This window comes from Streptomyces sp. LS1784 (genome assembly GCF_020103755.1).
Taxonomy (GTDB): Bacteria; Actinomycetota; Actinomycetes; order Streptomycetales; family Streptomycetaceae; genus Kitasatospora.
Window position 1 is genome coordinate 1 of record NZ_JAHSQD010000092.1, and the last position, 22,091, is coordinate 22,091.

The following is a 22,091-nucleotide window of genomic DNA, read 5'->3' on the forward strand; positions in this document are numbered from 1 at the left end:
GGCGCGCCGGGCTGGCCGTCCGGCGGCTGCTCGGCTCCGCTCCCACCGGCTACGGCGCCGTGGTGGTGGCCGGCTTCGGTGCCGCGCTCGGCCCGGGCGTGCTGCCCGGTGACGTGGTCGCCGCCGACGGAGTGCGCGACGCCGAGGGCCACCTGTACCCGCTCGACTCCGGGGCGGAGCTCGGCCGGGCGCTGAAGGAGCGCGGCCTGACCGTGCACACCGGGGTGCACCACACCGCCGACCACGTGGTGCGCGGCCTCGAACGGCGGGCGCTTCACCTCCAGGGTGCGCTCGCCGTCGACATGGAGGCCGCCGCCGTCCTCGCCGCGCTGCGCGAGGTGCGGTCCACGCTGCCGACGGCCGTCCTACGGGTGGTGGTGGACACGCCCGAGCACGAGCTGCTGCGGCCCGGCACCCTCCCGGCCGGGGTGCGAGCGTGGCGGACCCTGCGGGCGACGGTACCCGCCCTGGTCGACTGGTACCGGCAGGAGCGCGCGCCCGGCTCCGCAGACCTGAACCACCCCACATCCTCGACGCTCCCCCAGGAGGCGAGCTAGCCATGGCCATGCCGTTGCGCCAGACCGTGCGGGTCGGCACCTACCTCATGCAGCAGAAGCTGCTCAAGCGCCGGGACAAGTTCCCGCTGATCGTGGAGCTGGAACCGCTCTTCGCCTGCAACCTCGCCTGCGAGGGCTGCGGCAAGATCCAGCACCCGGCGGGTGTCCTGAAGCAGCGGATGCCCGTCGCCCAGGCGGTCGGCGCGGTCCTGGAGTCGGGTGCCCCGATGGTCTCGATCGCAGGCGGCGAGCCGCTGATGCACCCGCAGATCGACGAGATCGTCCGGCAGCTGGTCGAGCGCCGCAAGTACGTGTTCCTCTGCACCAACGCGCTGCTGCTGCGCAAGAAGATCGACAAGTTCACGCCCTCGCCGTACTTCACCTTCGCCGTGCACATCGACGGCATGCGCGAGCGGCACGACGAGTCGGTGGCCAAGGAGGGCACCTTCGACGAGGCGGTGGCGGCGATCAAGGAGGCCAAGCGGCGCGGCTTCCGGGTCACCACCAACAGCACCTTCTTCAACACCGACACCCCGCAGACCGTCATCGAGGTGCTGGACTACCTCAACGACGAGCTCAAGGTGGACGAGATGATGATCTCGCCCGCCTACGCCTACGAGAAGGCCCCCGACCAGGAGCACTTCCTCGGCGTCGAGCAGACCAGGGAGCTCTTCCGCAAGGCCTTCGCAGGCGGCAACCGCAAGCGCTGGCGGCTCAACCACAGCCCGCTCTTCCTGGACTTCCTGGAGGGCAAGGCCGACTTCGAGTGCACCCCCTGGGGCATCCCCAACTACTCGCTGTTCGGCTGGCAGCGGCCCTGCTACCTGATGGCCGACGGCTACGTGCCGACCTACCGCGAACTGGTCGAGAAGACCGACTGGAGCAAGTACGGCCGAGGCAGGGACCCGCGCTGCGAGAACTGCATGGCCCACTGCGGATACGAGCCGACGGCCGTCCTCGCGACCATGGGCTCGCTCCAGCAGTCGCTGCGCGCCATCACCGAGACCGTCAGCGGCAACCAGGGCCGCTGAGCCGGGAGTTGACCCCAGTCCGGCACTCCGGCCCGGGCCTCCGAGCCCGGGCCTCCGTGCCAGGGTCGGCTCCGTCCCCGAACCAGGCCGGGCTCCGTCCCCGGGCCGGGCGGAGGCACCACCGCACCGCTCCGAGTCGTGAGGTGTACCCATGTCACTGCTCTCCCGCGTCACGTCCCCGGCCGAGCTGCGCAAGCTCCCGGCGGCCGAGATCCGGCTGCTCGCCGACGAGATCCGCGACTTCCTGATCGACGCCGTCACCCGCACCGGCGGCCACCTCGGGCCCAACCTCGGCGTGGTGGAGCTGACGATCGCGCTGCACCGGGTCTTCGACTCGCCGTACGACCGGATCGTCTTCGACACCGGCCACCAGAGTTACGTTCACAAACTGCTCACCGGCCGCCAGGACTTCAGCCGGCTGCGGATGCGCGGGGGCCTCTCCGGGTACCCGTCGCGGGGCGAGTCCGAGCACGACCTGGTCGAGAACTCGCACGCCTCCACCGCGCTCTCCTACGCCGACGGCCTGGCCAAGGCCGCCCGACTGCTAGGCCAGCACGACCGGCACACCGTCGCGGTGATCGGCGACGGCGCGCTCACCGGCGGGCTCGCCTGGGAGGCGCTCAACAACATCGCCGAGGCCCGCGACCGGCCGCTGGTCATCGTCGTCAACGACAACGAGCGCTCCTACGCCAGGACCATCGGCGGTCTCGCCAACCACCTGGCCACCCTGCGCACGACCCAGGGCTACGAGCGCTTCCTCGCCCTCGGCAAGGAGGCCCTGCAGCGCACCCCGCTGGTCGGCCAGCCGATCTTCGACGCGCTGCACGGCGCCAAGAAGGGGTTCAAGGACGCCTTCGCCCCGCAGGGCATGTTCGAGGACCTCGGCCTCAAGTACCTCGGGCCGATCGACGGCCACGACCTGGGCGCGGTCGAGCAGGCGCTGCGCCAGGCCCGCAACTTCGGCGGGCCGGTCATCGTGCACTGCCTGACCGTCAAGGGGCGCGGCTACCGGCCGGCCGAGCAGGACGAGGCCGACCGCTTCCACGCCGTCAACCCGATCGACCCGTACACCTGCCTGCCGATCTCGCCCAGCGGTGGCGTCTCCTGGACCTCGGTGTTCGGGGACGAGCTGGTCACCCTCGGCGCCGCGCGGCCGGACCTGGTGGCGATCACCGCGGCCATGCTCCAGCCGGTGGGCCTGGCCCCGTTCGCGAAGGCCTACCCGGCGCGGACCTTCGACGTCGGGATCGCCGAGCAGCATGCCGTCACCAGCGCGGCGGGGCTGGCCACCGGCGGGCTCCACCCGGTGGTCGCGGTGTACGCGACCTTCCTCAACCGGGCCTTCGATCAGGTCCTGATGGACGTCGCCCTGCACAAACTGGGCGTCACCTTCGTGCTCGACCGCTCCGGGGTGACCGGGCCGGACGGCGCCTCGCACAACGGCATGTGGGACATGTCGATCCTCCAGGTCGTCCCCGGACTGCGGCTCGCCGCGCCGCGCGACGCCGAACAGCTTCGCGTCCAGCTGCGCGAGGCCGTCGAGGTCAAGGACGCCCCGACCGTCGTGCGCTTCCCGAAGGGGAACGTCGGGCCCGCCGTGCCGGCCGTCGAACGGATCGGCGGGGTGGACGTGCTGCTGCGCACCGGGCGGACGCCGGAGATCCTGCTGGTCGCGGTCGGCGCCACCGCCTCCGCCTGCCTGGACGCGGCCCGGCTGCTGCTCGCCGAGGGCTTCACCGCGACCGTGGTCGACCCGCGCTGGGTCAAGCCGGTCGACCCGGTGCTGACCGAACTGGCCGGCGCCCACCGGCTGGTGGTCACCGTCGAGGACAACGGTCGTACCGGCGGCGTCGGTTCGGCCGTCGCCCAGGCGCTGCGCGACGCCGACGTGGACGTGCCGATGCGAGTGCTCGGCCTGCCGCAGGAGTTCCTCGGCCACGCCTCGCGCGGGGAGATCCTGGAGGAGGCCGGGCTGACCGGGACCGGAGTCGCCGCCCAGACCGCCGTCTTTGCCAAGAACCTGCTACCGACCCGAGGAGCGAACCCGCGCCATGCCGGCTGACCCAGACCGCCCCGACTTCGACCTCGCCGCGCTGATCGCCGAACGCGGCGGCGAGCGCTACGAGTTGCAGAGCCGCTACCTCAACCCGCAGCTGCCGCGGATGCTGCACACCATCGGCTTCGACAAGTACTACGAGCGCGCCCGGGGCCAGTACTTCTACGACGCCGAGGGCAACGAGTACCTCGACATGCTGGCCGGCTTCGGCATCTTCGCGCTCGGCCGCCACCACCCGGTGGTGCGCTCGGCGATCCAGCAGGTGATGGACCTCGACCTTCCGGACCTGCTCCGCTTCGACTGCTCGCCGCTGCCCGGCCTGCTGGCCGAGCGGTTGCTGTCCCACGCACCCGGACTGGATCGGGTGTTCTTCGGCAACAGCGGCACCGAGGCGGTGGAGACCGCGCTCAAGTTCGCCCGGTACGCCACCGGACGTCGGCGGATCCTCTACGCCGACCACGCCTTCCACGGACTGACCACCGGCTCGCTCTCGGTCAACGGGGAGAGCGGCTTCCGCAAGGGCTTCGACCCCCTGCTGCCGGACACCGCCATCCCGCTCGGCGACCTCGGCGCACTGGCCAAGGAGTTGAAGCGCGGCGACGTCGCGGGGCTGATCGTCGAGCCGATCCAGGGCAAGGGCGTCCAGGCGCCGCCGCCCGGCTGGCTGCGGGCCGCCCAGGCCCTGCTGCACGAGCACAGGGCGCTGCTGATCTGCGACGAGGTGCAGACCGGCATCGGCCGCACCGGCGTGTTCTTCGCCTACCAGCACGAGGACGGCGTGCTGCCCGACCTGGTCTGCGCGGCCAAGGCACTGTCCGGCGGGTACGTGCCGGTCGGGGCGACGCTCGGCAAGAGCTGGATCTTCGAGAAGGTGTACTCCTCGATGGACCGGGTGCTGGTGCACTCGGCCAGCTTCGGGTCCAACGCCCAGGCCATGGCGGCCGGGCTGGCGACCCTGGAGGTCATGCGCGACGAGCAGGTGGTGGAGAACGCCCGCAAGGTGGGCGACCACTTCCGCGAGCGGCTGGCCGCACTGGTGGACAAGTACGAGCTGCTCGCCGAGGTGCGCGGCCGCGGACTGATGATCGGGATCGAGTTCGGCCGGCCCAAGTCGCTCAAGCTGCGCACCGGTTGGACCGCGCTCCAGGCGGCGCGCAAGGGGCTCTTCGCGCAGATGGTGGTGGTGCCGCTGCTGCAACGGCACCGCATCCTGACCCAGGTGTCCGGGGACCACCTGGAAGTGATCAAGCTGATCCCGCCACTGATCATCACCGAGCGCGATGTGGACCGGTTCGTGAACGCCTTCACCGACATCATGGACGAGGCCCACCGGGGGAGCGGACTGATGTGGGACTTCGGGCGGACGCTGGTCAAGCAGGCGGTCGGCGGCCGCTGATGCCCGGGAGGCCGGTGGCACGGAGTGGGAGGTCGACCGGGCCGACTTCCCACTCCATGGGAGACACCGCGTCAGAGCTCGGTCCGGCGACGCCGGATGACCACCATGAGATCGACGGCGGCGAACAGGGTGAGCAGGCCGCAGGCCACGGCGAAGCCGGTGAGGGTGCCCCGGCTGGGTGCGCCGTAGGCGGGCGAGGCGGCCGCCCAGACGGCGAAGCCCACCGTCGCCAGCGCGAACAGCGGTGTGAAGACGAGTGAGAGCAGGTAGCGGAGCTTGAGGTCGCTGCGGGCGGTGGCCGGCTCGGTGCCGCTGCGCCATCGTCGCGGGGTGGTGGTGCGCATGCCGTTCACCTCCGGACCGCGTGGGTCGGGCTACGATTCCAGCGTACGTCCGGGGAGGCGAGCCGGGGAGGCGCGATGTCGGGTTCGGACGCGGTGGGGGCGGGGTCCGGTGGGGCGGGCTCGGACTCGGGCACGGGCGCACAGGGCCAGGACGGCGAGGGGTACGCGGGGCTGCGGATCGAGCGGGCCCGGGAACTGGCCCGGCGGCACGGCTGGGCGTCGGTCCGGGTGCTGGAGCCGGGGGACCTGATGACCATGGAGTACCGGCAGGGGCGGCTCAACCTCGCGGTGCGCAACGGTGTGGTCGAGCGCAGCTGGGAGGGGTAGGTCCAGCGCGCCCGCGGCGCGGACTCGGCTCGCCCGGTCCAGCTCGTCGGAACCGGTGCGGCTCGGGTTCAGCAGGGCAGGTGCCGGCGGGCGAAGCGTCGGCGCAGCCGCTGTTCGGCGGTGGCGACCAGCGGTTCCAGCAGCGGCAGGGAGAGCAGGACGAGCAGCCCGGCGGCCCAGCCGGCCAGGACGTCGGTGACCCAGTGGGTGCCCAGGTAGACCGTGGTCAGGCCGATCGAGCAGGCGGTGGCGGCAGCGATCAGCGCGCCGGTGCGCCGCCAGCGGACGGCGAGGTAGGCGAGCACGCCCCAGGTGACCACCGCGTTGGCGGTGTGGCCGGAGGGGAAGATGGTGCCGCCGGAGAAGAGCTCGGGCGAGCCGACGTACTGGGCGTAGTGCGGGCCGAGCCGGCCGGTGACGATCTTGACCGCCCCGACGGTGACGTTGAGCAACAACAGCGCGATGCCCATGACCAGCAGCGGACGCAGCCGGCCGAGGCGGTGGGCCCGCCAGCCGAGCCAGGCGAAGGCGGCGATCGCCGAGGGGCCGCGCTGCCCGGCGACCACCCAGGTGTCGAGCAGCGGCTCCAGCCGGGGCCACCGCTCGTAGGGGCGCAGCAGGCGGACCGACCAGTCGAGGTCGACCAGTGCGGTGTTGAGCAGGACCCCGGCCAGCACCAGCAGGTAGCCGGCGAGGGTGACGGCGAGCAGGGCGGCCCGCCGTCGGCTCATCGGTGGCCAGCCGGGCTCGCGGTGGTCGGACGCGACCGAGGCGAGGGGGCGCCCGGGGGCGAGGGGGCGTTCCCGGAGACCGGTTTCGGTGCTCCGGCGATCCGGCTCCTGGCGCGGAAGGGGAGCGGGGGTACTTCTGGATTGCACGGGGTGACCTTACCCAGCCGGACAGGGCTATTCCGGTGGTAATTGTCATTTACCCGGGAAATCGACAATTGGGCCGACCCGGGATGGTCCGGGGGGTGATTTCCGCTATTCCGGCATCGAAAGTCAGTGTGGTCGTCGAATGATTCTGCAAAAGCCCCGGTAAAGGGATCGGAGCGGGAGGCCGGTGTGCCCGGCTTCCCACTCCGTGGTAACCCTGTGTAGGTTCCGTGCTCAGTCGAGGGGGCCGCCCGCGACGTAGATCACCTGGCCGGAGACGAAGCCGGCACCCTCGCTCGCGAGGAAGGAGATGGTGTGGGCGACGTCCTCAGGCTGCCCGACCCGCTGGACCGGGATCTGAGAGGCTGCGGCCCGCTTGAAGTCTTCGAAGTCCATGCCGACCCGGGCGGCGGTGGCGGCTGTCATGTCCGTGGCGATGAAGCCGGGGGCGACGGCGTTGGCCGTGATGCCGAACTTGCCCAGCTCGATGGCCAAAGTCTTGGTGAAGCCCTGGAGACCGGCCTTGGCGGCCGAGTAGTTGGCCTGGCCGCGGTTGCCCTGGGCCGAGGACGAGGACAGGTTGACGATGCGGCCGAAACCGGCGTCGACCATGTGCTTCTGCACTGCGCGGGTCATCAGGAAGGCGCCGCGGAGGTGAACGTTCATGACCGTGTCCCAGTCGGACTCGGACATCTTGAAGATCAGGTTGTCGCGGAGTACGCCCGCGTTGTTCACCAGGACGACCGGGGCGCCGAGCTCGGCGGCCACGCGGTCGACGGCGGCCTGGACCTGCTGGGCGTCCGAGACGTCGGCGCCGACGGCCAGCGCCTTGCCGCCGGCGGCGGTGATCCGGTCGACGGTCTCCTTGCCGGCCGCCTCGTCCAGGTCCAGGACGGCGACCGCGTAGCCGTCGGCGGCCAGTCGGACGGCGGTGGCGGCGCCCAGGCCGCGGGCGCCGCCGGTGACGACGGCGACCCGGGGGGCGGTGCTCTGCTCGGTCATGCTCGCTCTCGTCTCTCTCGGGGGTTGCCCTCCGGGGAGAGCCCCCGGAGAGGGTGGCCACACCCTACCGGCGGGTAGGGAGGGCGGCCAGGGTGGAGAGACGCAGGTGACGGTGGGTAAGGACCGACCGGTCGGCTTTCTGCTGAGAACGGGTTACTGCAAGGCCTTCGCAGCGCATAAATATGCCAATGTTGCCGAACCTGCGTCTACTATCCGCCCCTGCCTGCCAGCAACGGCCCGCCGTTTGTATAGTGTCCGCCAGCAGCCACCGGCTGCACGGCTGGAGCGCCCTCCCTCATAGCTGGACGCCCACTCGCCGTTACTGCCCCACCCGGGTGTCCCACACACGCCGGGTGTGACATCGGGACGGATACATGGTGCTGGGGGAGATCCCGACAACCCGCGTGTCTGCGCGACTGCAGCAGTCGCCCGGACACCTCATTCGCGTGGCACAGCAGGTTCACACCCGCTTGTGGTCCGAACACGTCGGAGCCGATCTCACGGCTCCGCAGTTTGCCGTGCTGCTGGTCCTGGCCCTGGAGCCGGGTGCGGACCAGCGGACGGTCGGCGAGCGGGCCTCGCTCGACAAGGCCACGATGGCCGAGATGGTCGCGCGGCTGGTCCGCCGCGGCCTGGTGCTGCGCAGGCGCGACCCGGCCGACGGCCGGCGAAAGCTGTTGGCCCTCTCGCAGAGCGGTGCCCAGGCGGTGCGCGAGGCCACCGGTGGTGTGGTCCGTGTGCAGCGCGTCCTGTTCGAGCCGCTCTCGGCGGAGGAACAGGTCGAGATCGTCCGGGTGATGGCCAAGATAGCCAGGCTGGAGCCCGCGGCGGTCGCCGTCATCGCCGACGCGCGGCCGATACTGGACGCCCAGCGGGCGATCGGCTACCTGATCAGGGTGAGCCAGCAGGTGCACACCAAGCTCTGGTCGGAGCACGTGGGGGCCGAGCTGACGGCTCCGCAGTACGCGGTGCTGGACGCACTGGAGCTGGAACCGGGCGCCGACCAGCGTACGGTCGGCGAGCTGGCCTCGCTGGACAAGGCCACGATGGCCGAGATGGTCAGCCGGCTGGTGCGCCGCGGTCTGGTGCAGCGCCGGCGCGACCCCTCGGACGGACGGCGCAACCTGCTCTCGCTCTCACCGGCGGGACAGGACCTGCTGCACCGCTCGGCCGCTGGGGTGGCCGAGGTCCAGCGGCTGCTGCTGGCCCCGCTGGAGGAGGGCGAGCACGAGGCCGCGCTCGCGCTCATCGCGAAGGCGGGCAGGCTCTAGGTCAAGATTTCGCCGCAGTAGCCAAAACGATTCGCCAAAACGCTGAGGGTCCATGGACGTGGGCTTTGGCGGATCGGGGTATGCCGAAGGCCGCCCGCTCCCATGGGGTGCGGGCGGTCTTCGTGTGACCGGCCGTCAGGCGGTTCGGTGGCTCGGGGGCCGGGCCCCCGGGCCGGGCGTCAGTTCCAGTCGAAGTCCTGCGGGTCCGGGCCGATCCGCTTGCCGGTGGCCACGGCGGCGATCGCCGTGAGGTCCTCGGCGTCCAGCTCGAAGCCGGTGACGTCCAGGTTCTCGCGGATCCGGGACGGGGTGACCGACTTCGGGATGGCGATCACACCACTCTGGAGGTGCCAGCGCAGCACCACCTGGGCGACCGTGCGGCCGTGCTTCTCGGCGATCTTCACCAGTGCGGGCTCGGCGAGCAGTTCCTTGCCCTGGCCCAGCGGGCTCCACGCCTCGGTGGCGATGCCGTGCTCGGCGTGGAAGGCGCGCAGCTCCGTCTGGGGGAAGTACGGGTGCAGCTCGACCTGGTTCAGGGCCGGAGCGACGGAGGCCTCGTCCAGCAGGCGGGTCAGCTGCTCGGTGCCGAAGTTGGAGACGCCGATGGACCTGACCCGGCCGGCCGCCTTCAGCTGCTCGAAGGCCTTCCAGATGTTCAGGAAGCTGCCGTGCATCGGGCGCGGCCAGTGGATCAGGTACAGGTCGAGGTGGTCGAGGCCGAGCTTGGCCAGCGAGGCGTCGAACTCGCGAAGCACCGCGTCGCGGCCCTGCTCGCCGGACCAGTCGCGGGTGCCCGAGTTCCACAGCTTGGTGGTGATGTAGAGGTCCTCACGGGCCACGCCGCCCGCCAGCGCCTCGGTGATCGCCGCGCCGGTGCCGGCCTCGTTCTCGTAGATGGCCGCGGTGTCGATGGAGCGGTAGCCCGCCTCGATCGCGGTGCGGACGGCCGGGGTGGCCTCGGCGTCCGGGACCTGCCACACGCCGAAGCCGAGCTGCGGGATCTGTGCGCCGTCGTTGAGGGGGACGGTGGGGATGGTGCTCACGGGAAGGGGTGCCCTCCTGATTGTCCTGTGGTTCCAGTGGGGCAACTGGTGTCCGGGTGTGATTGTTCCCGCCGAACGGGCGAATCTTGGGTGAAGCTTTGTGGGGGTTTGCCCGGGGCGACGGCCGGCTGACGGTGGGGCGGGACCGCCCTGCCGGCGGACGTACGGGGGCGCGGGGAGCGTGCGGGCCCGGCGTGCAGGGGGCGTGTAGGGCCAGTGCGCTCGACGGCGGTGAAAAACCTGTTGCGCGGATCACAGGGAGGTTGGCAGGCTCGCGGCCATGACCTCCTGACTTTCGGGGCCCTTCGTGCCCATCCCGTCTCCGTCCGGTGCCTCCTCCGGACGCATCGTCGACGTCGCGCCGCCGCCGTGCTGCCGCGCCGCGCGTCCTCCGCCCGCCGGTTCGGGCCGTCCTGCCGTTCGGCCGTCGTTCGTCCGCTGCCCGTGCCGTGCGTGCGTCACCGAGGCGTCTCGTGCGCCCCGCTCCCGTACTCCCGCGCCTCCCCCCGTACCCCTGTGCCCCCGTGCCTCCGCACCTGCGCACCGCCCGTATCGGAGTGTCATGCTGCTCACCCCCCTGCCGCTGGCCGACCCCGGCAGTCCCGATCTCTCCTCACCCCTGGCCTTCCTGCGCTGGCTGCAGCGCAGCCAGCGGCGCGGGCAGCTGCTCGCCACCTGCTGGACGCTGATCGAGATGGGGTGCCAGGCCGCCCTGCCGATACCGCTCGGGTACGGCGTGCAGGCCGCCGTGGACGGCGACGCCGGCGGGATCTGGCGGGCCGGCGGGTTCCTGCTCCTGCTGGGCGCGGGCGCCGCGCTCGGCACCGTTCTGACACATCGTCAGGCAGTCTGGAACTGGATTCACGCGGCCACCCACGTACGGCAGTTGGTGGCCCGGCAGGCCTCGCACCTCGGGGCCGGCCTGTCGCGTCGGATCGCCACCGGCGAGGTCGTCGCGGTCGGCAGCGGGGACGTCGAGCGGATCGGCTGGTACGTCGAGCTGATCGCCCGGGTCCGGTCCGCGGTGGTCGTCTGGCTGGCCGTCAGCGCGGTGGTGTTCACGGTCGATCCGGTGCTCGGGATCGGCGTACTGCTCGGCGTCCCGGTGCTGGCGGCCTCCGTCTGGCCGCTGATCGGGCCCTTCGAGCGGCGCTACGAGCAGCAGCGCGCCCTCGGCGGCAAGGCCACCGATCTGGCCGCCGACACGGTCGCGGGGCTGCGGGTGCTGCGCGGCATCGGCGGCGAGGAGCTGTTCCTGGAGCGGTACCGGGCGGCTTCCCAGGAGGTCCGGGCGGCGGCCGTCCGTTCGGCCCGGATCTGGTCGCTGATGCAGGCGCAGCAGGTGTTGCTGCCCGGTCTGTTCGTGGTCGGCGTCACCTGGTACGGCGCCCGGCTGGTGGCCTCCGGCGAGCTCGCCGTCGGCACCCTGATCGCGGTGTACGGCGCGACGGCCTTCCTGGCCGCTCCGCTGCGCATCCTGGGCGAGGCGGCGCACGCCTGGAGCGTGGCCCGGGTCTCCGCCGGGCGGGCCGTTCGGGTGCTCTCGCTCAGCCGCACCGGCGGCACCGCCGAGGCCTCGCTGGCCCGGCCGGACAAGGCCGACCTGCACGACCCGGCGAGCGGGCTGACCGCGCGGGCCGGCGAGCTGACCGCGGTGGTCTGTGGAGACGCGGACTTCGCCGGCGCGCTGGCCGAGCGGCTCGGCGGTCACGTCCCGACGGCCGAGGGCGAACGGGCACAGGCCTCGGTGCGGCTCGGCGGCACCGAGCTGGACGCGGTGCCGCTGTCCGAGGCCAGGGCGGCGGTGCTGGTCCACGACAAGGAGCCGGTGCTGCTCTCCGGCACGCTGGCCGAGTTGTTCGACATCCCGTCCTCGGGGCGGGTCCCGGCTCCCGCGGCCCTGGCGGCGGCCCGGTCCGACGACGTGCTGGAGGCCCTGGTGGAGGGCTCGCCGGAGTGCGGGGGAGACCCGATGCGTGCCCGGATCACCGAGCGCGGACGCTCGCTCTCCGGCGGGCAGCGCCAACGGCTCGCCCTGGCCCGCGCACTGCTGGCCGACCCGCCGGTGCTGGTGCTGGACGAGCCCACCAGCGCGGTGGACGCCCACACCGAGTCGAGGATCGCGTCCGGGCTGCGGGACACCCGGGCGGGGCGCACCACGGTGGTGTTCGCGACCAGTCCGCTGCTGCTCGATCAGGCGGACCGGGTGGTGCTGCTGCAGGAGGGCCGGGTCGTCGCGGCCGGGCGGCACCGCGAGCTGATGCGGACCGAGCCGGCCTACCGGGCCGTGGTCACCCGCGACGAGGAAGCGGCCCGTCCGGTGGGTGAGGCCGTATGAGGACCGCCGTCAACTTCCCTGCCACGCACGCGAGGAGTACGTCATGAAGCCCCCCGTCCAGGAGGAACAGGGGCCGGCCGCCACCCTGCCGGTCGGCTCCCCGGCCGCCGTGCGCGGGTACCTGCTGCTGCTCGCGCGGCGGCACCGCGCCGGGTTCTCCGCGGTGGTGACGCTGCACTCGGTGGCCACGGTGGCCGGGCTGGTCGGGCCCTGGGTGCTGGGGCGTCTGGTCGAGTCGCTGGCCACCGGCACCGCCGGGTCCACCGTCGCGGTGGTGGTCGCCTGGTACCTGCTGGCGCTGGTGGCGCAGGCGGCGTTCACCGGCTGGTCGCGGATGCGCGGTGCGGTGCTCGGCGAGCGGGTGCTGGCGGACCTGCGGGAGGACTTCCTGGTCCGCTCGGTGGCCCTGCCGACAGGTGTGCTGGAGCGGGCCGGCACCGGGGACCTGGTCTCCCGGGGCACCACCGACATCGACCGGCTGGACAAGTCGGTACGCGAGGCGGTGCCCGAACTCGCGGTCGCCGTGGTGTCGTTGCTTCTGGTGGTCGGCGCGCTGCTGGTCACCTCGCCGCCGCTCGCGATGACCTCGTTGGTCGGGCTGCCGCTGCTGCTGGTCAGCTCCCGCTGGTACTTCCGGCGGGCGCCGCAGTCCTACCGCAGCGAGTCGGCCGGGTACGCGGCGGTGAGCAACGTGCTGGCCGAGACGGTGGACGCGGGGCGGACGGTCGAGGCGCTGCGGCTGGGCGACCAGAGGGTCCGGCTGACCGACCGCAAGCTGAGCGAGTGGCTGGCCTGGGAGCGGTACACCCTGTGGCTGCGCTCGGTCTGGTTCCCGACCATCGACGCGGTCTACACCTCGGCGGTGCTCGCCACGATGGTGCTCGGCGGGCTGTTCACCCTCCAGGGCTGGATCACCGTGGGCCAGTTGACCACCGGCGTGCTCTACGCGCAGATGCTGACCGGCCCGGTGGACCTGATCCTGCGCTGGTACGACGAGCTCCAGATCGGCCAGGCCTCGCTGGCCCGGCTGGTCGGCGTGCGCGAGGTGCCCGAGCACGAGGGGGACGAGTCCGCCCGGCCGGACGGCCGTCGGGTCGAGGCGAAGGACGTCCGGTTCGGCTACCACGAGGGAGCCGACGTCCTGCACGGGATCAGCCTGGACGTCGCCCCGGGCAGCCGGGTCGCGCTGGTCGGGCCGTCCGGCGCGGGCAAGTCCACCCTCGGCCGGCTGCTGGCCGGGATCTACGCCCCCGGCCGCGGTAGCGTGACCCTCGGCGGGGCGGCGCTGGCGCGGATGCCGGCCGAGCGGGTGCGCGCGGAGGTCGCCCTGGTGAACCAGGAGCACCACGTCTTCGTCGGCACCCTGCGGGACAACCTGCGGCTGGCCGCGCCCGACGCTGACGACACCGAGCTGCGGGCCGCGCTGGACGCGGTGGACGCCGGGTCCTGGGTGGACGCCCTGCCGGAGGGCCTGGACACCGAGGTCGGCTCCGGTGGCACCTCGCTGACCCCGCCGCAGGCCCAGCAACTGGCGTTGGCCCGGCTGGTGCTGGCCGATCCGCACACCCTGGTGCTGGACGAGGCCACCTCCCTGCTGGACCCCAGGGCCGCCCGCCACCTGGAGCGCTCGCTCTCCCGGGTGCTGGAGGGCCGGACGGTCATCGCCATCGCCCACCGGCTGCACACCGCGCACGACGCGGACGTGATCGCCGTGGTCGAGGGCGGGCGGATCAGCGAGTACGGCAGCCACCCGGACCTGGTCGCGGCGGGCGGTCCGTACGCGGCGCTCTGGCGGTCCTGGCGGGACGAGCGGTAGCGGCCGTGGCCTCGGCCGCTCCCGCGGCCGTCCGGACCGATGGTCCGGAATTGGGTCGGAGCGTTTCAAACCCGTACGGGGCCGCGTTGCCCCGTACGGGTTACTCCCTGGCCCGGAAGGGCGCGTAACCGGGCAAATCAGCCGTCCGGCCCGCAGACTGCTCCGGTGACCAAGACTTCAGGCGGCTCGTCCCGTTCTTCGCGCGGTGAGATCGGCGGGATTCCCACGCGCTACATCGGGATCGCCGTCATCGTCATCCTCGCCGTGTGGTTCCTGTTCGCCAACCTCGACAAGGTGAAGATCCAGTTCTGGGTCTTCACCGTCACCGCGCCGCTCTGGATCGCGCTGCTGGCCACGCTGATCGCGGGCAGCGTGCTGGGCTGGCTGCTGAAGGGACGGCGCAACAGGTGACCACAGCCCCCGGGTCGGCCCCGATCGCCTCGTCCTTCACCCCGCTGATCGAGATGCGCGGGGTCAACAAGTACTTCGGGGACCTGCACGTGTTGCAGGACATCGAGCTGACGGTCGGGCGCGGCGAGGTCGTCGTGATCATCGGCCCGTCCGGTTCGGGCAAGTCCACGCTCTGCCGGGCGATCAACCGGCTGGAGCCGATCGAGGACGGCACCATCCTGATCGACGGCCAACCGTTGCCCGAGGAGGGCAAGGGCCTGGCCAGGCTGCGTGCCGAGGTCGGCATGGTGTTCCAGTCCTTCAACCTGTTCGCGCACAAGACCGTGCTGCAGAACGTCTCGCTCGCGCAGGTCAAGGTCCGCGGCCGGCCCAAGGCGGAGGCGGACACCAAGTCCCGCGCGCTGCTGGAGCGGGTGGGCCTCGCCGGACAGGCCGGCAAGTACCCGGCGCAGCTCTCCGGCGGGCAGCAGCAGCGGGTCGCGATCGCCCGGGCGCTGGCGATGGATCCCAAGGCCTTGCTGTTCGACGAGCCCACCTCGGCGCTCGACCCCGAGATGATCAACGAGGTGCTGGACGTCATGCGCCAGCTCGCGAGCGAGGGCATGACGATGGTCGTGGTCACCCACGAAATGGGCTTCGCCCGGGCCTCCGCGAACCGGGTGGTGTTCATGGCCGACGGCCGGATCGTCGAGGACCGTGCCCCGGAGGCCTTCTTCAGCGCTCCTGAGAGCGATCGCGCCCGGGACTTCCTGTCCAAGATCCTGAAGCACTGAGGCGGCGCCGTGAACCGTGAGACGACGCCCGAGGCGAGGCCCGCGACGACGTCCGTGACGAGGTCTGAGGCGACGTCCGTGACGCCGCCCGGGACGCCGCCCGTGGCGAGGCTTGAGACGAGGCCTGCGGCGAGGCCCGTCGCGCGGGCGGGGAAGCGCGTGCTCGCCGCCGCCCTGCTGTTCACCGCTCTGGTCGCGGGCTGCGGCAAGCCCGGCACCCCGCCGCCCAAGGGCCCGCAGCCCAGCGCCCTGCCCAGCTACCAGGTGCAGGACGCCTCCGCGATCACCGGCTCGCCGACCCTGGACGCCGCCCGCAGCCGGGGCCACCTGGTGGTCGGCGCCAAGGAGGACCAGCCGTACCTGGGCCAGAGGAACCCGGCCACCGGCGAGTACTCCGGCTTCGACATCGAGATCGCCAAGATGGTCGGCGCCTCGCTGGGCTTCCCGCCGGACCGGATCGAGTTCAAGACCATCGCCTCGGCCAACCGCGAGACCGCTCTGCAGAACGGCCAGGTGGACTACTACGTCGGCACGTACACCATCAACGACAACCGGAAGAAGCTGGTCGGCTTCGCCGGCCCGTACTTCATCGCCGGGCAGTCGCTGCTGGTGCGCAGGAACAACGACACCATCCACGGTCCGGAGGACCTGGACGGCAAGAAGGTCTGTTCGGCGGCCGGCTCCACGTCGTACCAGCGCATCCAGTCGAAGTACCCGAAGGCCAAGCTGATCGGCTACGACACCTACTCGGCCTGCGTGGACAACCTGATCGCCAACCAGGTCGACGCGGTGACCACGGACAACGCGATCCTGCTCGGCTACGCGGCCAAGGTGCCGGAGGAGCTCAAGGTGGTCGGCCCGCTGTTCTCGACCGAACCGTACGGGATCGGGGTGCCGAAGAACGACACCGTGCTGCGCGCCGCGATCAACGACGGGCTGGAGCACCACATGCAGAACGGCGACTGGAAGAGGGCCTTCGAGGCGACCCTCGGCCTCTCCGGGGAGCCGGCGCCGAACCCGCCGCAGATCGACCGGTACTGAGAGGGCCGCGCCGTGAAAACGCTGACCGACAACTGGTCGACCTACTGGGAGGGGTTCCTCGGCACGCTCTCGCTGTTCGCGGTGAGCGCCGTGCTGTCGCTGGTGCTGGGCGTGTTGATCGCGAGTTTCCGGGTCTCACCGGTCAGGCCGTTGCGGGTGTTCGGGACCGCGTGGGTGACGGTGCTGCGCAACACGCCGCTGACCCTGCTGTTCTTCATCGTGGTGCTGGGCCTGCCCCGGTTCGACATCACCCTGCCCTTCTTCACCTTCGCGGTGCTCGCGCTCGGCTGCTACACCTCGGCCTTCGTCTGCGAGTCGATGCGCTCGGGCATCAACACGGTGTCGCCCGGGCAGGGCGAGGCGGCCCGCAGCCTCGGCATGAGCTTCGGGCAGACGATGGGCCTGGTGGTGCTGCCGCAGGCGTACCGCTCGGTGGTGGCGCCGCTCGGCAGCGTGATGATCGCGCTGGCGAAGAACACGGCGATCGCCGGTTCGTTCAGCGTCACCGAACTGCTGGGCACCTACCGGACCATCAACGAGCTGGGCTACAGCATCGTCTGGACCTTCGTCTGGATCGCCGTCGGCTACCTGATCATCACCCTGGCCATCAGCGCCGTCTTCAACCTGCTGGAACGACGAGTGGCGGTGTCCCGATGACCGTTGAATCCTCGGCACTGTACGACATCCCCGGTCCGAAGGCGATCGCCCGCCACCGGTTGTACGGCGGGATCGTGCTGCTGCTGATCGCGGCGGCGGTCGGCTGGGTCGTCTACATGCTGTTCCACACCCAGCAGTTCACGTACGAGAAGTGGATGGCCTTCGAGTACCGGGGCGTGCAGGAGTTGCTGCTGCGCGGGCTCGGGAACACCCTGAAGGCCTTCGGCTGGACGGTGCTGTTCGTGCTGCCCTTCGGCGCGCTGTTCGCGGCCGGGCGGCTGTCCGACCACCGGGTGGTGCGCTGGTCGGCCACGCTGGTGGTGGAGTTCTTCCGGGCCATGCCGGTGCTGGTGATGATCTTCTTCGTGTTCGTCGCCCTCAAGGTGCAGCCGCTGTGGGCGCTGGTGACCGGGCTGGTGCTCTACAACGGGTCGGTGCTGGCCGAGGTGTTCCGGGCCGGCGTGCTCGCGGTGCCGAAGGGGCAGCGGGAGGCGGCGTACGCACTGGGCATGCGCAAGACCCAGGTGATGACGTACGTGCTGGTGCCGCAGGCCAACCGGGCGATGCTGCCGGCCATCATCAGCCAGCTGGTGGTCGCGCTCAAGGACACCTCGCTGGGCTTCCTGATCACCTACGAGGAGTTCCTGCACGCGGGCAAGCTGATCGCCACCAACCTCGACTACGACCTGCCGTTCATCCCGGTGGTGATGGTGATCGCGCCGATCTACATCGGCATGTGTCTGCTGCTCTCGTGGCTCGCCCGCTTCGTGGAGCGGCGCAGCCGGCGCAGCCCCAGCGCGCGTGGCGGGGCGCCGGTCGTCACGGCCGGGGTGTCGATGGGACTGCCGCCGTCGGCACAGCAGTGAGAGGGCTGGTTCGAGGCTGAACCATAGGTACGGGTGGGGTCGGGGTCGATACCTCCAAATTCCTCTTATGATTCTCGGGCATCGAGGGGAGGCCGCAGCAGGGCTGATGCGCCCCTGCGATGACGTCGATGCGGGACCGAGGACGGACGAGCGGGTGGGAGGGATCATGGAGCCGGTGTTCGATTCGCGGCACATCAGGACGTTCCGCGAGGTCGTCCGGGCAGGCTCCTACTCGGCCGCCGCCCGCGAACTCGGCTACACCCAGCCCGCCATCACCCAGCAGATGAAGGCGCTCGAACGCACCGTCGGCGTCCCGCTCTTCACCCGGGAGGGGCGCGGACTGCGGCTCACCGAGGCCGGCGAGGCGCTCTCCCGGCACGCCGAGCTGATCCTCGGCAGCATGTCCGCCGCCCAGAAGCAGCTCGCCGCGCTCGCCCGGCTGCGCGCCGGGCGGGTGCGGGTCTGCGCCTTCCCCAGCGCCAACGCCACCCTGATACCCGAGACGATGGCCCGGCTGCTGGCCGAGCACCCCGGCGTGCGGGTCGAGCTGCTGGAGGCCGAGCCGCCGGACTCCGTCCAGCGGCTGCTGCGCGGGGAGTGCGACATCGCGCTGGCCTTCCGCTACCCGGGCGGGGCCACCGAGGTGCCGGAGGGCCTGGACGAGATCCCGCTGATGGAGGACCTGCTCACGGTACTGCTGCCGGTCGGGCACCCGCTCGGGCGCCGGCACGCCGTACGGCTGGCCGACCTCGGCGGCGAACGCTGGATCGCCGGCTGTCCGCGCTGCCGGGCCAACCTGCTGCACGTCTGCGCGGAGGAGGGCTTCGCGCCGGACATCGTGTTCTCCACGGACGACAACCTCGCGGTGCAGTCGCTCGTCGCCGCCGGGGTCGGGATCGCGCTGATGCCGGCGCTGGTGCTCTCCTTCATGTGCCACCGCAAGGTCACCGGGCGGTCCGTCGAACCGCACCTGCGGCGGCAGGTGAGCGCGTACGTACTGCGCGAGCACCGCCGGATCCCGGCCACCGGGCTGGTGCTGGACCACCTGCGGCAGGCAGCGGCGAGCCGGGTGGGGTGTTGACCGCCGATCGCCGACCGGGGGTTGCCCGGTTGGGGACCGCCGGCTACTGACATATAAGCGTTGATGGGGAGGTTGCTTATAAACCCTCCTTGGACGTGATGGGTCGGTAGGCTCGAACCTGCTGGTATGAGACCCTCAGCCACGGTCGGCAGCGACCGGCTCACCGAGCGGATGACCGCGCTGATCAGTGAGATCCGCGCCGTCGTGGACCGCGGACTCCCGCCTGAGCTCACCGCCTACCTGGTCGGCGAGCGCCTCGCCCCGCACCTGCACGCCGGCCAGGACGGGCCCGACGCGCTGCTCACCCCCGCCCAGTGCGAGGGCGACCCGCAGCGCTACCGCCAGCACGTGCTGCACGCCGAGGAGGACGGCAGCTTCTCCGTCGTCGCCCTGGTCTGGCTGCCCGGACAGCAGACCCCGATCCACGACCACGTCTCCTGGTGCGTGGCCGGCGTCCACCAGGGGCAGGAGAGCGAGACCCGCTACCGGCTGGTCTCCGACGGCCAGACCGCCCGGCTGGTCGAGACCGAGCACGTGGCCGGCCCGGCCGGCACGGTGGCCGCCTTCGCCCCGCCCGGCGACATCCACCTGGTGCGCAACTCCTGTAGCAGCACGGCGATCTCCATCCACGTTTACGGCGCGGACGTCTCGCGGCTCGGCACCAGCATCCGGCGGGTCTACCGGCTGCCCGCCGACCAGCAGCGGTGAGCGCGGCGTGGCACTGACCCTCCGGCACCGCGTCGCCGGTACCCGCTCGCTGCCCCCGATGCGCGGGGACGCCCCCGGGCTGCTGCTCGCGGCCCTCGGGGTGGCCGCCGCCCTGGGCGTCCACGCGCTGGTGCCGGCCGTGCCCGAGCTCACCGCCGCCGTCGTGCTCGGCATGGTGGCGGCCCACCTGCCCGGGCTGCGCCCGGTAGTCCGCGGGATCGCCCGGCCGGGGCTGTCCACGGCCGGGAAGCGGCTGATGCGGCTCGGGATCGTGCTGCTCGGGCTCAAGCTCAGCCTGGACGACGTGCTCGGCCTCGGCTGGGCCACCGTCGCCATGGTGCTCGCCGTGGTCGCGGCCACCTTCGCGGGCACGCTCTGGATGGGCCGGCGGCTCGGCCTTCCCGGGGACCAGCCGCTGCTGGTCGCCACCGGATACTCGATCTGCGGGGCCTCGGCGATCGGTGCGGTCAGCCAGGCGGCGGGCAGCGAGGAGGAGGACGTCGCCGCCTCGGTGGCGCTGGTCACCCTGTGCGGGACGCTGGCGATCGCCGTGCTGCCGTTGCTCCAGCACCCGCTCGGTCTCGGCGAGCTGGAGTTCGGGCGCTGGGTCGGGGCGAGTGTGCACGACGTCGGACAGGTGGTCGCCACCGCGCAGACCGGCGGGGCCGGGGCGCTGCGGGAGGCGGTGCTGGTCAAGCTGATGCGCGTGGTGCTGCTGGCGCCGCTGGTCGCGGGGGTGGCCGTCGTGGTGCGGCGGAACCTGCGGGCGGCGCGGGTGGCGGTCCCGGTGGAGGCTGCCGTGGCGGCTCCGGTGACGGGCGGGGCGGGTCAGGTGGCGTCGGAAGCGAACTCGGACTCGGGTTCGGACTCGCGCTCGAACTCGGGATTGAGGCCGGGTGAGAAGTCGAGTGAGAAGTCGGTGGAGACCGGCAGTCGTCCGCCGATCGTGCCGCTGTTCGTGGCGGGGTTCCTCGCGATGATCGTCCTGCGGACCACCGGGGTGCTGCCGGAGCGCGTGCTCGGCCTGGCTGCGGACACCCAGGAACTGCTGCTGGCCGCCGCGTTGTTCGGTCTCGGCAGTGCGGTGCACCTGCCGACCATGGCTCGTACCGGCGGGCGGATCGCCCTGCTCGGGCTCGGATCCTGGGTGGTCGTCGCGGGCGTCTCGTACGCGGGGGTGCTGGTCACGACGTGACGGACCCGGGGACGGACTCGGCTATTGTCGGGCGGGTGTCCACCCCGCCCGTACCGTGGTGGCCCCGCAGCCGAGTTCGCCCGAGTCCGCCATGGAGGACGGATGACCACCGCACTGCCCGAACGTGACGGCCACGAGGCCGTCGTCACGCTCGACCGACGGGAGGGCCCGTACGGCGAGGTGGTGCTCCGGCAACGCGGTCGGGACTTCGAGATCATCGCCAACGGCTGCTTCCTGATGGACACCGCCGACGGGCGCTCGGAGCGGCTGCTGATCCAGGCGGCGCTGGACGAGCTGGACCGTACGGGCGGGCCTGCAGAGCGGCCGTCGGTGCTGATCGGGGGCCTCGGGGTCGGCTTCTCGCTGGCGTATGCGTCGGCCGAGCCGCGCTGGGGCCGGATCGCCGTCGTCGAGCGGGAGGCCGCGATCATCGACTGGCACCGGACCGGCCCGCTCGGCGCCTTCTCGGGCGGTGCACTGGACGACGATCGGGTCGAGGTGCTCCACACCGACCTGCTGGAGTACCTCGCGGCGGCGGACGGCGAGCGCTACGACGCGCTGTGCCTGGACATCGACAACGGGCCGGACTGGACCGTCACCGAATCCAACGACGGGCTGTACGGCGCGGACGGGCTCGCGGTGCTGTGGCACCGGCTGCGATCGGGCGGGGTGCTGGCCGTGTGGAGCGCGCAGCCTTCGCCGGCCTTCGAGGAGGCGCTGCGGGCGGCAGGGTTCTCGGACGTGGCGACGCACGAGGTCCAGGTGGCCCGGGGGGTGCCGGACGTGGTGCACCTGGCCCGGCGGGCGGGCTGAGGGCGGACGCGGACCGGGCCGGGGTCGGGCGCGGGTCGGGTTCAGCCGGGTTCGGGCCGGGTGGGTGGGGCCGGAGTGCGCGTGGACCTGGCGGTGGTGGCCGGCGGTTACTGCTGCGTGCGTCAACTTCGATCGGTAGTAGGGCAGTTGGGCGGCAGGTCGGCGGTGGGGTTGGGTGGCTGAGAGCGGGAGTCCCTCGGAGCGGATCGCGGCCGAGCTCCGACGGCGCATCGCGGCAGGGGAGTTGGCGCCGGGGGCGCGGGTGCCGTCCACCCGGCGGATCACCCAGGAGTGGGGCGTCGCGATGGCCACGGCGACCAAGGCGCTGAACCGCCTGCGGGAGGAAGGGCTCGTCCGGGCCGTCCCGGGGGTGGGCACGGTGGTGGCAGGGAAGCCGGCCGCGGCGGCCGCCCGGCCCCGCGAACTCCGGCGGGCGCAGCAGCAGGTGTCCGAACCGGCGGCGCGGCGGGAAGCGCGGCCGGTGGCGCAG

General features: G+C 72.0%; 22 protein-coding genes. 18 read left to right on the forward strand and 4 right to left on the reverse strand.

Annotated elements, in window-relative coordinates; translation table 11 throughout:
- From KS423_RS13850 to KS423_RS13865, 4 genes are all read left to right on the forward strand, one after another.
- On the forward strand, positions 1 to 557 hold a 557-nt coding region (locus tag KS423_RS13850; RefSeq protein ID WP_224278914.1), incomplete at its 5' end, for a hypothetical protein.
- Between the two features lie 2 nt (positions 558 to 559).
- A complete protein-coding gene (gene hpnH / locus KS423_RS13855; protein ID WP_224278916.1) occupies positions 560 to 1,588 on the forward strand; it encodes an adenosyl-hopene transferase HpnH in 1,029 nt (342 codons plus the stop codon).
- Between the two features lie 151 nt (positions 1,589 to 1,739).
- Positions 1,740 to 3,650 carry a 1-deoxy-D-xylulose-5-phosphate synthase gene (gene dxs / locus KS423_RS13860; protein WP_224278918.1) on the forward strand — a complete coding sequence of 637 codons (1,911 nt, stop codon included), beginning with the start codon at positions 1,740 to 1,742 and terminating at the stop codon, positions 3,648 to 3,650.
- Positions 3,640 to 5,040: an aspartate aminotransferase family protein gene (locus KS423_RS13865; RefSeq protein ID WP_224278920.1), complete on the forward strand. Its 1,401-nt coding sequence runs from the start codon at positions 3,640 to 3,642 to the stop codon at positions 5,038 to 5,040. The genes dxs and KS423_RS13865 overlap by 11 nt, the downstream gene beginning before the upstream one ends.
- A gap of 71 nt (positions 5,041 to 5,111) precedes the next feature.
- Here KS423_RS13865 and KS423_RS13870 read toward each other — a convergent pair whose 3' ends face one another.
- Positions 5,112 to 5,384: a DUF6343 family protein gene (locus KS423_RS13870; RefSeq protein WP_224278922.1), complete on the reverse strand. Its 273-nt coding sequence runs from the start codon at positions 5,382 to 5,384 to the stop codon at positions 5,112 to 5,114.
- A 75-nt stretch (positions 5,385 to 5,459) separates the two neighbouring features.
- On the opposite strand from KS423_RS13870, the gene KS423_RS13875 reads away from it, so the two are divergent.
- The gene (locus tag KS423_RS13875) at positions 5,460 to 5,711 is read left to right on the forward strand and encodes an I78 family peptidase inhibitor (RefSeq protein WP_224278924.1); all 252 of its coding nucleotides are present in this window, start codon (positions 5,460 to 5,462) and stop codon (positions 5,709 to 5,711) included.
- Between the two features lie 68 nt (positions 5,712 to 5,779).
- Here KS423_RS13875 and KS423_RS13880 read toward each other — a convergent pair whose 3' ends face one another.
- Together KS423_RS13880 and fabG are read right to left on the reverse strand one after the other, a co-directional pair.
- Positions 5,780 to 6,442 carry a phosphatase PAP2 family protein gene (locus KS423_RS13880; protein ID WP_308020185.1) on the reverse strand — a complete coding sequence of 221 codons (663 nt, stop codon included), beginning with the start codon at positions 6,440 to 6,442 and terminating at the stop codon, positions 5,780 to 5,782.
- 378 nt (positions 6,443 to 6,820) lie between these two features.
- Entirely contained in the window at positions 6,821 to 7,588 is a 768-nt protein-coding gene (gene fabG, locus KS423_RS13885) for a 3-oxoacyl-ACP reductase FabG (protein ID WP_224278926.1), read from the reverse strand.
- Positions 7,589 to 7,962: 374 nt separating this feature from the next.
- Here fabG and KS423_RS13890 point away from each other — a divergent pair, with 374 nt between their 5' ends.
- Positions 7,963 to 8,859: a MarR family winged helix-turn-helix transcriptional regulator gene (locus KS423_RS13890; protein ID WP_224278928.1), complete on the forward strand. Its 897-nt coding sequence runs from the start codon at positions 7,963 to 7,965 to the stop codon at positions 8,857 to 8,859.
- A 179-nt stretch (positions 8,860 to 9,038) separates the two neighbouring features.
- On the opposite strand, the gene KS423_RS13895 is transcribed toward KS423_RS13890, so the two are convergent.
- Entirely contained in the window at positions 9,039 to 9,902 is an 864-nt protein-coding gene (locus KS423_RS13895) for an aldo/keto reductase (protein WP_224278930.1), read from the reverse strand.
- 562 nt (positions 9,903 to 10,464) lie between these two features.
- Here KS423_RS13895 and KS423_RS13900 point away from each other — a divergent pair.
- From KS423_RS13900 to KS423_RS13955, 12 genes are all read left to right on the forward strand, one after another.
- Positions 10,465 to 12,240, forward strand: coding sequence for an ABC transporter ATP-binding protein (locus KS423_RS13900; protein WP_224278932.1), 1,776 nt, complete (start codon positions 10,465 to 10,467; stop codon positions 12,238 to 12,240).
- Positions 12,241 to 12,283: 43 nt separating this feature from the next.
- The gene (locus KS423_RS13905) at positions 12,284 to 14,056 is read left to right on the forward strand and encodes an ABC transporter ATP-binding protein (RefSeq protein WP_224278934.1); all 1,773 of its coding nucleotides are present in this window, start codon (positions 12,284 to 12,286) and stop codon (positions 14,054 to 14,056) included.
- A 165-nt stretch (positions 14,057 to 14,221) separates the two neighbouring features.
- Positions 14,222 to 14,467: a LapA family protein gene (locus KS423_RS13910; protein ID WP_224278936.1), complete on the forward strand. Its 246-nt coding sequence runs from the start codon at positions 14,222 to 14,224 to the stop codon at positions 14,465 to 14,467.
- Positions 14,468 to 14,511: 44 nt separating this feature from the next.
- A complete protein-coding gene (locus KS423_RS13915; RefSeq protein WP_224278952.1) occupies positions 14,512 to 15,240 on the forward strand; it encodes an amino acid ABC transporter ATP-binding protein in 729 nt (242 codons plus the stop codon).
- Between the two features lie 159 nt (positions 15,241 to 15,399).
- Positions 15,400 to 16,281, forward strand: a complete 882-nt coding sequence (locus KS423_RS13920; RefSeq protein ID WP_224278938.1) for a glutamate ABC transporter substrate-binding protein — start codon at positions 15,400 to 15,402, stop codon at positions 16,279 to 16,281.
- Positions 16,282 to 16,293: 12 nt separating this feature from the next.
- A complete protein-coding gene (locus KS423_RS13925) occupies positions 16,294 to 16,938 on the forward strand; it encodes an amino acid ABC transporter permease (RefSeq protein ID WP_224278940.1) in 645 nt (214 codons plus the stop codon).
- On the forward strand, positions 16,935 to 17,804 hold the full coding sequence (locus tag KS423_RS13930) for an amino acid ABC transporter permease (protein WP_224278942.1): 870 nt from the start codon (positions 16,935 to 16,937) through the stop codon (positions 17,802 to 17,804). Before KS423_RS13925 ends, KS423_RS13930 begins: the two co-directional genes overlap by 4 nt.
- A gap of 175 nt (positions 17,805 to 17,979) precedes the next feature.
- Positions 17,980 to 18,885 carry a LysR family transcriptional regulator gene (locus KS423_RS13935; RefSeq protein ID WP_224278944.1) on the forward strand — a complete coding sequence of 302 codons (906 nt, stop codon included), beginning with the start codon at positions 17,980 to 17,982 and terminating at the stop codon, positions 18,883 to 18,885.
- A 126-nt stretch (positions 18,886 to 19,011) separates the two neighbouring features.
- Positions 19,012 to 19,593, forward strand: a complete 582-nt coding sequence (locus KS423_RS13940) for a cysteine dioxygenase family protein (protein WP_224278946.1) — start codon at positions 19,012 to 19,014, stop codon at positions 19,591 to 19,593.
- Between the two features lie 58 nt (positions 19,594 to 19,651).
- A complete protein-coding gene (locus tag KS423_RS13945) occupies positions 19,652 to 20,788 on the forward strand; it encodes a YeiH family protein (protein WP_224278954.1) in 1,137 nt (378 codons plus the stop codon).
- Positions 20,789 to 20,890: 102 nt separating this feature from the next.
- Complete coding sequence (locus KS423_RS13950) at positions 20,891 to 21,601, forward strand: spermidine synthase (protein ID WP_224278948.1); 711 nt, start codon at positions 20,891 to 20,893, stop codon at positions 21,599 to 21,601.
- A 175-nt stretch (positions 21,602 to 21,776) separates the two neighbouring features.
- The coding region (locus KS423_RS13955; RefSeq protein WP_224278950.1) for a winged helix-turn-helix domain-containing protein at positions 21,777 to 22,091 on the forward strand (315 nt) is incomplete at its 3' end.

Coding starts and splice junctions, on each gene's coding strand:
- KS423_RS13865 (WP_224278920.1), top strand. CDS start 3,640: ATGCCGGCTGACCCAGACCGCCCCGACTTCGACCTCGCCGCGCTGATC.
- KS423_RS13870 (WP_224278922.1), bottom strand. CDS start 5,384: ATGCGCACCACCACCCCGCGACGATGGCGCAGCGGCACCGAGCCGGCC.
- KS423_RS13900 (WP_224278932.1), top strand. CDS start 10,465: ATGCTGCTCACCCCCCTGCCGCTGGCCGACCCCGGCAGTCCCGATCTC.
- dxs (WP_224278918.1), top strand. CDS start 1,740: ATGTCACTGCTCTCCCGCGTCACGTCCCCGGCCGAGCTGCGCAAGCTC.
- KS423_RS13945 (WP_224278954.1), top strand. CDS start 19,652: ATGCGCGGGGACGCCCCCGGGCTGCTGCTCGCGGCCCTCGGGGTGGCC.
- fabG (WP_224278926.1), bottom strand. CDS start 7,588: ATGACCGAGCAGAGCACCGCCCCCCGGGTCGCCGTCGTCACCGGCGGC.
- KS423_RS13905 (WP_224278934.1), top strand. CDS start 12,284: ATGAAGCCCCCCGTCCAGGAGGAACAGGGGCCGGCCGCCACCCTGCCG.
- hpnH (WP_224278916.1), top strand. CDS start 560: ATGGCCATGCCGTTGCGCCAGACCGTGCGGGTCGGCACCTACCTCATG.
- KS423_RS13880 (WP_308020185.1), bottom strand. CDS start 6,442: ATGAGCCGACGGCGGGCCGCCCTGCTCGCCGTCACCCTCGCCGGCTAC.
- KS423_RS13940 (WP_224278946.1), top strand. CDS start 19,012: ATGAGACCCTCAGCCACGGTCGGCAGCGACCGGCTCACCGAGCGGATG.
- KS423_RS13875 (WP_224278924.1), top strand. CDS start 5,460: ATGTCGGGTTCGGACGCGGTGGGGGCGGGGTCCGGTGGGGCGGGCTCG.
- KS423_RS13930 (WP_224278942.1), top strand. CDS start 16,935: ATGACCGTTGAATCCTCGGCACTGTACGACATCCCCGGTCCGAAGGCG.
- KS423_RS13890 (WP_224278928.1), top strand. CDS start 7,963: ATGGTGCTGGGGGAGATCCCGACAACCCGCGTGTCTGCGCGACTGCAG.
- KS423_RS13950 (WP_224278948.1), top strand. CDS start 20,891: ATGACCACCGCACTGCCCGAACGTGACGGCCACGAGGCCGTCGTCACG.